The 13213-nt window shown below is 55.2% G+C and carries 15 protein-coding genes; all 15 read left to right on the top strand.

The genetic code is table 11. The features are described 5' to 3' along the window. The first annotated feature begins 140 nt into the window (after nt 1-140). The 15 genes from nhaA to H8K03_06965 all read left to right on the top strand — a co-directional run bounded on the left by nhaA (nt 141) and on the right by H8K03_06965 (nt 12899). Nucleotides 141-1358 (top strand): Na+/H+ antiporter NhaA, encoded by a 1218-nt coding sequence (gene nhaA, locus H8K03_07035; GenBank protein UVT21650.1) that lies wholly within the window; start codon nt 141-143, stop codon nt 1356-1358. Between the two features lie 386 nt (nt 1359-1744). Further along, complete coding sequence (locus H8K03_07030; protein UVT21649.1) at nt 1745-2026, top strand: hypothetical protein; 282 nt, start codon at nt 1745-1747, stop codon at nt 2024-2026. 601 nt (nt 2027-2627) lie between these two features. Continuing rightward, nucleotides 2628-2864, top strand: coding sequence for a hypothetical protein (locus H8K03_07025; protein ID UVT21648.1), 237 nt, complete (start codon nt 2628-2630; stop codon nt 2862-2864). Between the two features lie 569 nt (nt 2865-3433). Further along, nucleotides 3434-4090 (top strand): DUF3047 domain-containing protein, encoded by a 657-nt coding sequence (locus tag H8K03_07020; GenBank protein UVT21647.1) that lies wholly within the window; start codon nt 3434-3436, stop codon nt 4088-4090. A gap of 661 nt (nt 4091-4751) precedes the next feature. After that, nucleotides 4752-5099 (top strand): hypothetical protein, encoded by a 348-nt coding sequence (locus H8K03_07015; protein ID UVT21646.1) that lies wholly within the window; start codon nt 4752-4754, stop codon nt 5097-5099. A 249-nt stretch (nt 5100-5348) separates the two neighbouring features. Next, on the top strand, nt 5349-5924 hold the full coding sequence (locus H8K03_07010) for a hypothetical protein (GenBank protein UVT21645.1): 576 nt from the start codon (nt 5349-5351) through the stop codon (nt 5922-5924). A gap of 207 nt (nt 5925-6131) precedes the next feature. After that, a complete protein-coding gene (locus H8K03_07005) occupies nt 6132-6569 on the top strand; it encodes a response regulator (GenBank protein ID UVT21644.1) in 438 nt (145 codons plus the stop codon). A 138-nt stretch (nt 6570-6707) separates the two neighbouring features. Further along, nucleotides 6708-7322, top strand: coding sequence for a Slp family lipoprotein (locus tag H8K03_07000; protein ID UVT21643.1), 615 nt, complete (start codon nt 6708-6710; stop codon nt 7320-7322). Between the two features lie 162 nt (nt 7323-7484). Further along, nucleotides 7485-8423 carry a trypsin-like peptidase domain-containing protein gene (locus H8K03_06995; protein ID UVT21642.1) on the top strand — a complete coding sequence of 313 codons (939 nt, stop codon included), beginning with the start codon at nt 7485-7487 and terminating at the stop codon, nt 8421-8423. Continuing rightward, nucleotides 8372-8662 carry a PDZ domain-containing protein gene (locus H8K03_06990; GenBank protein ID UVT21641.1) on the top strand — a complete coding sequence of 97 codons (291 nt, stop codon included), beginning with the start codon at nt 8372-8374 and terminating at the stop codon, nt 8660-8662. Before H8K03_06995 ends, H8K03_06990 begins: the two co-directional genes overlap by 52 nt. A gap of 475 nt (nt 8663-9137) precedes the next feature. Next, nucleotides 9138-9782: a hypothetical protein gene (locus tag H8K03_06985; protein ID UVT21640.1), complete on the top strand. Its 645-nt coding sequence runs from the start codon at nt 9138-9140 to the stop codon at nt 9780-9782. Between the two features lie 228 nt (nt 9783-10010). After that, the gene (locus tag H8K03_06980) at nt 10011-10160 is read left to right on the top strand and encodes a hypothetical protein (protein ID UVT21639.1); all 150 of its coding nucleotides are present in this window, start codon (nt 10011-10013) and stop codon (nt 10158-10160) included. 210 nt (nt 10161-10370) lie between these two features. Then, on the top strand, nt 10371-10688 hold the full coding sequence (locus H8K03_06975; protein UVT21638.1) for a PilZ domain-containing protein: 318 nt from the start codon (nt 10371-10373) through the stop codon (nt 10686-10688). Nucleotides 10689-10974: 286 nt separating this feature from the next. Further along, nucleotides 10975-11622, top strand: a complete 648-nt coding sequence (locus tag H8K03_06970; protein UVT21637.1) for a hypothetical protein — start codon at nt 10975-10977, stop codon at nt 11620-11622. 869 nt (nt 11623-12491) lie between these two features. Then, complete coding sequence (locus H8K03_06965) at nt 12492-12899, top strand: hypothetical protein (protein ID UVT21636.1); 408 nt, start codon at nt 12492-12494, stop codon at nt 12897-12899. The last annotated feature ends 314 nt before the right edge of the window (nt 12900-13213 follow it).

Genomic DNA, 13213 nt, shown 5'->3' with positions numbered 1-13213 from the left:
GTCCATAGAGCGGAATGAAGCAAACAACGGATACGCTGCCGGCACTCCTCACTAGAGGATTCCCACCTTCCGTCCCTCGAAAGCCACTTCCATTCTTCAAAACTTCGGACAACGGTAGGCGACTGTGTATGGGCTACTAAATGATTAGTACTATCCGTACCTTCCTCAAACTGGAATCCGCCGGCGGCATTCTGCTGATTGTGGCCGCCGCACTCGCCATGCTGTGCGCCAATACCGACCTGAAGCATCTGTATGAGAGCCTGCTTCAGATTCCAGTCGGGGTTCAGTTTGGGAGTCTCCAAATTCACAAGCCCCTCCTGCTCTGGATCAACGATGGTCTTATGGTGCTCTTTTTCTTTCTGGTCGGGATGGAGCTGAAACGAGAGGTCATGGAAGGCGAACTGTCCGATACGGCCAATGTGGGGCTTCCTGCCATGGGCGCACTGGGCGGGATGGTGGTTCCAGGATGTATCTATTGGTGGGTCAATCACAACAATCCAGCCGGGCTGGCTGGGTGGGCGATTCCCATCGCCACCGATACGGCCTTCGCTTTGGGCATCCTCTCCCTGCTGGGCCAGCGGGTCCCGCTTTCCCTGAAGGTGTTTCTGGTGTCGCTCGCCATTTTCGATGATATCGGCGCCATTCTTATCATCGCATTCTTTTTTACCTCGAACCTCTCTGCGGCCATGCTGTGGACCGCCAGTGGCTGCCTGATGATTCTCCTGCTTCTCAACCGTAAAGGCGTGACGGCCATTTCCCTCTATGCCTTGGTGGGCCTCGTGATGTGGGTCGCGGTGTTGAAGTCCGGCGTGCATGCCACCCTTGCGGGCGTCCTGCTGGCAATGTTTATTCCCCTCACTGATGCTAAGAATCGGGCTCACTCTCCGCTCCGCTTTCTGGAGGATGAACTGCACACGGCGGTGGCCTTTGTCACCTTGCCCCTGTTTGCCTTCTTCAATGCTGGAATCTCTCTGAGCGAGGTGTCCGTGGACAGTCTCACCCACCCGGTCTCCCTCGGCATTACGCTGGGGTTGTTTCTCGGGAAGCAGCTCGGAGTCTTTCTGTTCTGCATGGCGGGGATCCTGCTGGGGATTGCCCGCCTACCGAGGGCAGTCACCGCGATTCAGCTCTATGGGGTCGCCATCCTGTGCGGCGTCGGCTTCACGATGAGTCTGTTTATCGGTGCCCTCGCCTTTGAGGAACTGCAGCGGCCTGCGCTGTTCGATGAGCGCATTGGGATTCTCCTCGGGTCACTCCTCTCCGCAGTGGCCGGATATCTCGTGCTGTGGTTGGCACTCCGCAAAAAGCCAAGCACGAGAAAGCCCATGACTGAAGAAGCGCGGGGCCGGCCTTTCTGACCAAGCTCATACGCTGGTTTCATGCCGAAACCAAAGGCTCGGCGAACGCCCCCTGACAACCGGCTGAGGATCAAGAGGGAAACCGAATAGTGTGCCAAGGGTTTAGTCGATCGTGAATCGTCGTTTTCCAGAGAAAGGATCTGGCCATGTGAAGCGCCCGCTCCGTATTCCGGGCGATCATGCCGAGATCACCCGCCGTTAAAGCGCTTCGGCCCTCCAACTGTTCGATCTTTCACTCTCGATAACCCCCCCCCAGCTATTCACGATCACTTGGGTATGTCGCTTCTTGGGCAATCACTTTATTATGCTCTATTTCTCCCCATTGCGAACACCTTGCAAACAGGATATTCTTGGCCGCTCTTTGCTTCACCGGGCAGATGTGAACGATGAAGACCCTACGGCTGTGTGGTCAGCGAATAGGCTCAACGTGGGTGGTGCCCTTCCTTTGTGTCTGTGTGGCTTTACAGATAGTCGACGTCCCGGTGACCCCCTTGAGTCTCTTCAACACTTCCGACATGTTCACAGAATCGGACTCCGAAGATCCCTCGGTGCTTCCGCCAGTGCCTGAAATTCGTCCGCTCAGTGCGTTACGGCTCCAAGTCGACGGGCATGCCATTCCGCATCTTCCCGTGTTGCTCACATCGGTCTTCCATCCACCACTGATCTAACTGATTCCCTTCAAGCGTTGTGCATCATCCGGCGGTATTCGGGCCGTGACGGTCCTGCTATGACCGGTCTCTTGGATCGCGAGCGGGCTATGGGGCGGCTCTGCGAAGGCTTCCATCATACAGCTGTTCGAGGCCCACTGGGGAGAGATGGGGAAGAAGGGGATTTGGCCGAAGAGCAATGAGTCGAGTGATTTACCAGTGGTGGGGACCAGCCCTGGCCGTGTGTTCTCTTAATAGAGGAGGCATCTATGCACGTAGCGGGTGAGGACACAGGAGAGTATTTCAAAATCGTCTGTCGATGCAATCCGACTGGAACACCAAAGGTCAGGTATGTCGGACAACGCTCGCATGGCGCCCCGGCAATCGAAGTCTATTGTTTCCGATGTGAGGAAACACAGGTTTACAAGTTGACCAGAGTCCAAGGTTGGGAAGGACTTCCCTATGACCCAGAGTAAGTCATCCTTATTTGACCACATTCCACATATCGCCACCGAAACGTATACTTCCCCCGAGGAACTCTCAGATAACTTGGAGAATCATGCGTACGATCCCGTGGCGTTCACTCTAGATTCTTCCTGGCATGTTAGGAGCAGGATGCTGAATGAGCGACGATAGCCCCGACACACGTCCAACATCCGGGTACTACAAGAGACGCCAAATTGTGTTGACTCCTGCCCGGCAAGCGGGCGGAAACTGGGGTTGTACATTCACCGTGATTGAAGCTTTGAAAACCTCCTTTCGATCGTACAGTGGCTGCACCGAAGAAAGTTTTTCGACTCCGAGCCAGGCCAGGGCAGCGGCGATTCAAATGGCTGTGAAGCGAATCGACAGCGCGTAACCCAAAACCATGTGCACACGAAGCAGTGCCATCCCCAGTAGCAAGCGCCGATCAGAATGCGAATTCTGGAGGTACACTGGACTCGAATTGTTCTTAGAGAGGGCGACGTTGAATCCCGTTCAATACGAAATTCCGGAGAAGGTTCAGCTGATTACGGATTGCCTCGGGAAGCGGTTTTATGATGTGCGTCCACATAGTTTCCAACGAGACCGGTTAGTTTTTCACGATGGTCAGCACTTCTTCCAGTTTGGATTCTTTCGGCCTGTCTTGGAGGATCTGCCTCTAAAACAACTACGAACGTTCATGGAAACCGAGGTTATTCCGATGATCGTTCAAAATCCGGGCATGCAGATAATATTTGGAACTGATGGACTTAGCGTCCGGGATAGCGCGTTAAACTGACCTGCATTCTTTGCATCAACCACCCCCGAGAAGGATCGGCAGCGTCGCTGACGCTAGACCCTCTGTTCCCTAAGGGGAGTAGCGGGTGTAGTTGAGATGGTACGACTGGGAGGGAGCGCATGGCAGGCAAGCATAGGCTTATAATTTTCGTTATTGCAGCGTTGACAATGACTGCGTCGGTTGACCTGGCCCGCTCGACGGACAGCTTGAAACCAGGTGTGGATTTCTCAGGATTTTCAGGCGGATCTGTTTTGAATTGGCTCGGCTCGAAAGGCTTCGAGCCGAAACAAGATGCGAGAAACACTCGAAGGGTCGTGTATTCCGCCTTGCCGAGCGCCATCGCCCTCGAGACGAAAACGCGCGCCTTCGGCCTGCTCCTCAACGAAAGGGATGTCCGAGACTATTCACGCGTGCGTATCGAATGGGGTGTCGACGCATTCCCTTCCGGCGCCTCCTATGAGGAGGGGGCTCGAGCCGAAGCGATCATGGTCTACATTTTCTTTGGCAAGGAGCGACACTCGAGCGGGTCACTGTTCATTCCCGACAGCCCCTACTTCCTCGCCCTCTATCTCTGTGAAACCGAGACGACGAACAAGCCGTTCAAGGGGCGCTACCATCACGCCATCGGTCGCTTCATCTGCGTCGAGCGGCCGCGATTGGGTGCGACCGTTAAGACTGACTTTCCGGTCGCCGACACGTTCCGGCGAGTGTTCGGCAAAGAAGCTCCGGACATTAGCGGTATCGCTCTCGCCATCGACACGGCCAACGCGAACGGGACCGGCGTCGCCAAATCTTTCATCAGAAAGATCGAGTTCGCCCAGTGAGTCAGCGAGACTTGGCGGACATTGTCAGGGTATCGCAGCGCATGTTGCGGAACTGGCTGAGACTCGCGTGGCGGGAACTCATCTGGAGACATTAGAAGTTCCACGCGGTTCTTGGTGCTATATCACTCCATGGAGACGTGGAGACGGTTTGGTCAGACAATAGGCTTGAGGTGGCTGGTCTTCGTGCTGTGTGTCTGCGTGTTGGCACAGATGCTTGGCTTCCCGGTGACTCTGTTAAGTCTCATGAACGCCTCCGATATGCTCACGGAATCGGTCTGCGAAGATCCCTCGATACTCCCTCTGGTGCCTGAACTGCGCCCCTCGAGTGTCCTTCGTCTCTGCATCGATGGGCATCCCATCTCCGACTTACCTGTGTTCGCCACATCCGTTTTCCATCCGCCCCTAACTTAAGCGTGCTCCGCTCTACATGAGTGCATCGCCACCGGATCTCCGGTCGTGATCCGCACGACGGTTCAGTTCTGTGCTTCGTGCGAGAGGAGCGCCTCGTAAACGACGCTCACCGCCGTGGCTCCGGTATTCACCGGTCGGCCTTCAGACTTCAAGAGGGGTATGACCTGCAGAGACTGCCTGTGGTTGTCTGACGACCATGCAACCATACTTCTCAGAATGATCCACAACAAGCTTATGGTTAGGAGACGAGATGATGCCGAATATCGTCAGAGGTTTCTTCCGCACTCGCACACATGCGGAACAGACGAAGTCCGAAATCGCAACTCTCAAGAAGATTTCTACCATCGATATGCAGGTCTATGACCAGCCAGGCTTTCAACCCACCACTCTTCCCGAAAGGTCTCCGCGTGGTTTTTTCGAGAGTCTTAAGGACTCTCTTGGATTCGGACAAACGAGTCAGGCTCTGTGCCCGGAAGGCGTTCGGCGGGGCGGGCCGGTTCTCGATGTCAAGGCCGATGATCGTCACATCGACGCGATTACCGATGTGTTGGATCGATGCGGAGCGGAGGACATCTCGATCTTTACGGCAGCAGAGTAAGGGGTTGGACAAGAGAATAATTTAACCAGAATCATGGCTTGTGGAAACCGGCGTGACCACTGCCCATTACTCCGCCTCCCCTGGATTTCCATGCCCTCTCGATTCGTTAAGACCCATCTATGACCCATCGCGTGTAACCTTTCTGTCATCCGCTCCGTCTAATGAGTAGAACAAGTTGCTAAGCCAGGAGAGCGCACATACCCGAACATCCAGCGGTGTATGGTCCTTCCCATAGAAAGGAGAGATCTCATGTTGCAAACACGACTGTATCGGTGGGCAATGCCTCTGTGTGTGGCAGGCATAGGTCTGGCCGCAGTCTTACTCGTTCCGAGCGAAGGCCGTTCGCATCCAGGTCCAGGAGGCGCGTCGTTTCATTACGGAGGTCACCAGAAGGATTTTGCCAGCCGAACCTTCCGTGTGCTCCTGCATAACCAAAAGGATTTCAATCTCTCAGCGGAGCAAGTCGGCAAGATCGAATCCCTAGCCGCAGACTATGCCAAGACCCGCATTCGGAACCAGGCGGCGGTGGAACTGGCGGAAGTGGACGTGAGAAGCCTCATCAAGAATCCTCAATCGGAACTATCGGCCATCGAGGCAGCGCTGCGGAAGTCCGAAGCGGCCACCACGATCGAGCGGCTTGATCGGGTGAAGGCGATCCGGACGGCGCTCGCCGTGCTGACACCGGAACAGCGCGAATCCTGGAAAACGAAGATGCGCGCTCCTCGCCATCACGGGGACGGGCATCACGGACCGACCTGTGGAAATGGACCCAGCCGCCACGAGTCGGCCGTCAATCAGGATACGTCCGTGGGCGCACGCTCATAGGAGGCGACGGTCTCTCTCTGACAATGGGCCGATGGGCGCGACTGGACATGTGAAATCGATCGCTTCGACGGAGTACCAATGATGCTGATCGTCCGAGCGCTATGCCTCCCAGCTCGGACCGAGTGCGGGGTGGAGGTCGCCCTCCTGTTTCCTCTACCCCGCACCTCAGATCGAGGCATAAGCACGTATTCCTGATGGAAGGAGGTCATGATGAGTGGGTACGGTAGGCGCGTGTTAATCGTCGATGACGAAGAGGCGGTGCGCCGTCTCCTCCTCGAGCAACTGGAACCGCACCGTTTTGTAGTGGTGGCGGTCGCGGATGGACTGCGGGCCTGGAGGGAACTCCACCGGCGTCATTTTGACGCCGTGATCACCGATCTCCATATGCCGTACCTTGATGGCCTCGATCTCCTCCATCAATGTCATCTGGTGTGGCCGGAGCTGCCCGTCATTCTCATGTCCGGCAGTTTCGCAACTGATATTGTTGAGCTGGCGATGACTCAGGGAGCCGCCGCGTGCCTGCCTAAGCCAGTCGAGAGAGAAAAACTGATCCATGTTCTCAACGAGGTCGTCCCTGACAGACTAACTCCCCACCCCGATCAGACGGGTATCACCTCCCACCAATTGGAAATGGAACCACAATGAGTGGTGGGAGCTCTAGAAAGAACAGTCATGCCGACCTATTGAGGACTAGGGGGCATTCCACAAGGGTGGATTCAGCGGGCCGAATCGAGATTATCAAATGGCGTCTTGTTCCGGTCTCCGGCAGAAAGGAGAGGCACCATGCGTATTCTAGGATTGGCGGCAATGGCTCTGTGGTTCAGTGCGTGCACGGCCACTCCCATGTTTCCCCCGGCAGTGATGAAGGATGTCGAAGCCAACACCTTTGACGTCAAGGCCTGGGAGGAAGAGGCCTATCACCCGTCCAGCCTCACCTTCGTCTCTCACAAGGTGGAGTTGGCTGGTGAGATCATACGAGTCATTCAGAACCCTGCTCGCCTTGTCATTCTGGTTGAAGAAAGGCCTGTTGAGGGGCATTCCGCAAAGAGCCCAACGAGCATTGAACACGACAGCGCACCATGGTTTGCAGTCACCTTCAAAGGGTCTGTGGAACCGAGCATGTTGCAAACAGGGAATCGGCTCATTGTGGTTGGCACAACGTATCGGCCTGGTCCCGAAATGTTCGGCGGTGCTCCACGGGTACTGCCGCACCTGAGGGCGCAATGCCTTCACATTTGGAATACCGAGGGCGTCAAGAACAAGTATTTCTCTTCTGAGACAGGCGGTATAGAAGCCTATCCTCCGGATGAACGGACTATCTGTCTTGGGGACGGCCCAGCCGGTTCCTCGCCTCGTCACAGTCAAGGTGCGGAGAACCAGAGCTCCGAAAGCTCGTGACAGAGTCGGCAAAACATCAGTTTGGAATTGGGCTCACCCCTGCGTGATGGAGATCGATAGAAATGGGATCACAACAAGGTGTGGCTTAGTGAAGACGACTGCCTCACCTGAGTTTGCTTTTGTGATCAGTGGTGAGGGGCGCATACGAGGAGGAAAACTATCATGATTTTTGGGAGATTCACCGGTCGCCGTCCGTATCGCAGGTTCTGGCGTTCTTGCAATCTCCTTTCGCTCAGTCTCTGTCTGTATCTCGGCCTGTCGAGCCTGCCGGTGCAGGCGGCGACGCCGACCACCCCTGAGGAACTCAACAACATACGCGTCTATAAACATATCGCGAGATCGACGGTTCTGATCACCTCCGCCTATGTGAGCCCCCACCATGTGACACAAGCCTCGTGGAAGGGACTTGGATCAGGCGTCCTACTCGACGACCAGGGTGTAATCCTCACGAATGCCCATGTTGTTGATGGAACTGCCAAGATCACCGTCACCTTGCATGATGGGAAACGGCTTCCAGCAGAACTGGTGGGAAGCGATCCGCTGACGGACGTGGCATTGCTCCGAGTAGCCATGCCAAAGGGGTTTGCGATCGCTGCTCAATTAGGCGATTCCGACAAGCTGGAAATCGGACAAAAAGTGCTGGCGATTGGGCATCCGTTCGGCCTGGGCTACGCTTTCTCAACGGGGATCGTCAGTGGGTTTGGCAAGGTGATGGGAACCAGACAGGAAAACTTTCAGCAGACCATTCAAACGACGGCTCCGATCAATCCCGGCAATAGCGGGGGGCCGCTCGTCGATTCTGATGGTCGCGTCATCGGCATCAACGCGAGCGTCATGCTGGAGGCCCAGAATATCAGTTTCGCAATACCGATCAATACCGTCAAATCCATTATCGCCGACCTCCGCGCTCATGGCCGGGTCATCCGTCCTTGGCTCGGTGTGAAGGGGAAATTCGTCACCGATGAATTGCGAAATCTGTTCGCGTTGCCTCTGGTCGACGGCTTGCTGGTTCTCGACACCGATGACGGGGTCCGGCTGAAAAGATCGGCTTGCGGTCCGGCAAACTGGATGTGGTCATCGGAGGAGAGCCTTGGGTCCTAGGGGGCGACATCATCGTCGCCATCAACGACCAGACCCTGCATACGAGAGAGCAGTTCGTGAAGGTCTTCCACCAATTACAAGCCGCCCAATCTGTGGAGCTCACGATTATGCGAGAGGGCGAGTCCTTCACGCGGACGGTGACATTAGGAGAGCGGCCCTCGCCACCCAGCCCGGCACAGCATCCGAACCTTGATATGCCTCCGACGCTCTTTCAAGAGATGGGTGTCGTGCCATTCTGATTCATGGTTGTGGATACACCGATGACTTTCGCCTGGCAATGGTGCGATTGTGCACGGCCTGTTTTTGTATTTCCGCGCGGAGCACTATCAAACGCAACACAAAACTACAAAAATTACAGAACATCTGCAGAGTGAACATTGGTACAACCCCTAGTTTTTTTGTACGTATCCTGTTTGCTTCGGTTCGATCTGTGGAGGGCACCCAGCATTCTCGAGGATGGCATTTAACATGCTTATGCTACCTAACAACTCGGAGAGGGCATCTCGTGGATCGTGCTCGGCTCTCCGCTGGCGTAGGGGTTTTCCGCTCCGGACATCGGGGCCTACCCACAACGTGAGAATTACGTGCAGTGCCGATCGCGCGTACTCACTGACAGGGGCGTATGTCGCGATAACGGAACAGGTAGAACCGTCACCATGGTTGCGTGTGCTTCCCCTCACTTGAATATGCATCTATCCAGGCAGGTTAGTTGTCATGGAAATCGGCGCGATTCTTATTGCTGAGACGGATCCTGCTATGCGGCAGGGCCTTCTCCGTATCTTCGCAGGACATCTGCCTCGGATTGACGTGGATGTGTGTTCCTCTCCTCAGGAAACGACGGAGCGGTTATCGCACGCACACTATTCAACCGTGGTTGCCGCCCCGTATCTGATTCAGAAGGAACATTCGCTCCTCCTTCATCGGACACAACACCGCCACGTGCTCTCTCCGGTCATCGTCACGGCCGCAAGTACGGACATCGAACCGGCTCGAGATTGTCTTCTCCGCCGAGGGGCCTTTGATGTGATTGCCAAGCCTGTAGATGACGTCGAGGTCCTCACCAGCGTCCGCATTGCCCTCTGGCAAGCGCGGTTTCTCAGACTGCTGACGGAACGAGAACGGGTGTTGTCCAACTTCCGGCGTCATATCGAAGATTATCCAGTAGAACGGTCCGTACGAAGGGTTATCGGAATGGTCCTGAAGCGAGTGGACAAAACGGCGACACTCATACAGGAAAGCCTGAAATTGATCGATCCGAATATCGACGGATTGTTTTTTGACCTGGCTGCGTCAGTTGAAGAGTGCACAAAAGAGAAGGCTTTGGTTCGCCTCAATCGATTGAGCATTTGTGCCAGATAGTGGCCGGCCTCGCCGGAGGCCATGTCCACACAGACAGGCTCTACGCAGTTTTCAGGTGGTCCTTCTGCCCGATGAGACCTATCGACATCTTAAGGGGGCGCAACCACCACGCTGTCCATGCAGTCTTCACCATGACGGATTCGGCCTGCCATGGCGCACCCAGTTTGACTTCTCGTCGCCTCTTCACTAGGCTTTTGTGCTCTTGGATACAGTAATTGGAGGAGCTTCATGCAACATTCCAATGCGCAGCTGCTCAGAAACCTGGCGAAAGAACTCCCCGCGCCACAAGAACTTGACGAACCGTCCACTAAGGCCCTTTGGAGTATTCTCATAGACATGGCCGACCGAATCGAAAAACTTGAAGCACGGTTGAGCTGATCGCGTCTCATGCGTCGATCCAACTCGTGCCAAACCTAGCGGTTCCGTCTTGGTTTGGGAGGTCCTTAGCCTGTGCGTCACTTGAGATGTTTTGCCGCCGATCCCTCTTGAGATATTCTTGGCAGCCGGTTCATGACCGGCACCCTCCTAAAGCCCGCTTGCAGATCGATTCTGCTCTCTCCTACAATCTGCTTCCCCGTCGAGGTGGCTATGGCGTATGTCCTCCGGCCCTACCGTCGCGTTCCTGCATTTTGTCCTGTGCGGTATGAACATCGATTCCATAGTGCCCACGGAACAGTGACGAATCTCTCCACTCGCGGTTGGAGAATCCATGGCGACGCGCGGCTACAAGCGGGGGATGTGTGCTCGATGAAGGTCAGACTGGCGACCGGGAAATGGGTGTCGGTGTCTGCCGGGATTGTGCGATGGGTGCGCGGAGAAGAGTGCGGTATCGAAACGCTTGTGATGAATGATGAGTCACAGGAGCAACTGAATGACTACATCCAAGAGCGAATGAAGGCATTATGAGCAGTGACCTGTCCAACCTTGGAACGAAATCTCTTCAACTCCCTCGTGCACCTCTCTGCCGCACGCGAGTGGCGACCGCCACATACTAACCGACTGTTCGAACAGGATTACTCATTGAACGTCTTGCACTAGGGCATGCTGCCGATGGTGCATGCGGGCGTAGTAGTGTATTTATGCGCGCCTCAGTGGGGCGCGTCATGTCCTCCCAAACCGTTCTCATCGCTGAGCCCGATCTTCACACGTTAGATATCCTTCCGGAGAATGGGTAACTAGGATGCCGCGATGGGTGCGTCAGATCCTTCTCCCTATCACGTTTCTGTTGCCGTATTCGGCAGCTCACGCCGCCGACCTTTCAACTCTTGTGGGCACCATCGGCGTTCAGTTTCAGTCGATCCAAGCAGGAGGGAAGCGGCAGGGCTGTTCTCTGGTTTTTAGCGTGGTCGGTCAGGACCAGGCCTATCGGCGCGGTGCCTTAGTCGCCTTGGTCGGAAACATTACCTTTTGGGCCAACCAGGACCAAACTGCCGCCGTCGTGTCATTCAAATTGGGAACGTCGATGGCGCCGCACGCAGATGCGGAAGCCGAAGCCCCATACTTTGCGTATCTTCAAACCCCTCATGGCACCACGGCGACCAGCAAGTTTTTTCAGTATGAGGCGCCGGACACCCCCGGCACGCGCATCTTTGCCTATGCCTTAGACGACAAAGTCCTGAGCGTCCTCAAAGACATTGTTGATGGAGCCCAAGTCACGATTGGGTTTAACCGGACCAAGGATGGGCTCGATGTGCTAGTGCCGCTTGATCTGAGTGTGGCGGAGACCACGCCTTCCGGAACAGGGTTCAGCCGAAGACACTCGAAAGAAATGGTATCGCAGTTTGCTTCTTGCAATGCCGAAGTGGCAAAGCAGATTGCCCGTCAACCCAACAGGAAATAGCGGCTATGGCGCGTATCATGGCCGGTCGGCAGGTTTAGATTTTTCGGCGGTTTGGCTTTTGACGCCTGTGCGTTTTTTGGAAGCCCTCGAGGGGTTGCGTAGCGGTATGGTCGGTTTTGGCAAGGTAAGACTAGGGCAGAGGAAAGGCCCAGGATATTAAGCTGGTGTCATCATACGCCGGTACCGGTCTACGGATCTTCCTTCTTAAGGCCTTTCGGTCTGCCTCAGTATGCTTCGGAGAGGCCCACTCGAGGCGCCAACGTGGAGTAGGAGTGCTGGAAGAGGTATGGGTGTCCAGCCACGTCTCAACACGATCGGGCGGTGGCGCTCCAGGGACCCATCCTCTCGGAGTCAGATGCCATAGATAACCGACTGCTTCCGTCGACATAGAGGGCCCTATCTCCTTCCTGCCGGCCCTGGTAAAGGTTGAAAACGAATCAAAAGAAAGTCGGGCGTGGTTCTGTGTTTATCCACGTCTCAACCAGATCCGCCGGTGGGGGCATCAGAGATCGGAGAGGGTTTTTTGCGGGCCAAATTCCCTGAACCCGACCTCGCGGAGACTGATGCCATTCAACACAGAATGCTTCACTTGCCATGTTGAATGGTGATCGTTGGAGAAGCTGAGCCGAACAAGCTGTAATGAAGATCTTCGACATATTCACACAGCAAAGATGTCATTAGCAAGACGAAGGAGCTCACGAAACTGACCGTATCCGCTAGGATGGCATGGCCTGCGCTGGAACGAATCGACCTTTCGGCAAACGACCAGCGAGTGAAGAACGGGTACGGATTCATTTCCTTTACTCAAGATGCCGTGTGCCGGCTGGGCGGGGAATGGTCCCAGATTCAAATGCAGGTTATTTCTTTGTATGCCTCCTTTTTCAAGCTATACTTCCGAAATGGCTCCTCAAACGAACGCCAGCAAGCTTTCGACTCTCGAAACGGTTCTTCGTCTTCAAGGCTTGTTCCGTCACCGTTTGCGGGCCCTTGGTGTCTCTCCCGTAGAGGCCGGTATGTTGCTCTATCTTGATCGGCACCCTCAGTGCAAATTGCTCGAGATCGCGTCGGCGCTGTGCATTGAAAACCCATCCATGGTCGAGACCATACAACTCAGTCAGCGAAAAGGATGGCTACACAAAACACAGACCCACAAAAACAGGAGAACACTCCTGCTGCGGCTGACCGTAAAAGGCAGAGCCCTGGCTCAGAAGATCAGACAGAGCATAGAAGTGACTGACAGACTCTTTTCTCTTGCCCATAGCCGCAAAGCCGCTTAAACACGCCTGAATTTTGCACCGCTCAGACGCGATCTCGACAGACTAGATTGCACCAGCTCGGTTCCTCGCCCGCCGGTGGTATTCGTTACGCACATGAAATTCAATTGGTATCGTACCCCCCGTCCAGTGTACCGGCGACCCAAAGAGTGTCGGCAGGGTTCCAGGCACATGTCCAAAACTTTGGGAATGACGATTTCTGCCACAGCATTCTTTTGCGAACTGTGGCAGCCAGCCCCGGCGAGCCTAAACAAACGTGCGGCCTATTCATTTTGGCCGGATTTATTTCAAGCAGCAGCGGTTAAAGCCGTAGGCAT

Source organism: Nitrospira sp., assembly GCA_024760545.1.
Taxonomy (GTDB): Bacteria; Nitrospirota; Nitrospiria; order Nitrospirales; family Nitrospiraceae; genus Nitrospira_D.
This window is presented reverse-complemented; position numbering and strand designations above follow the sequence as displayed.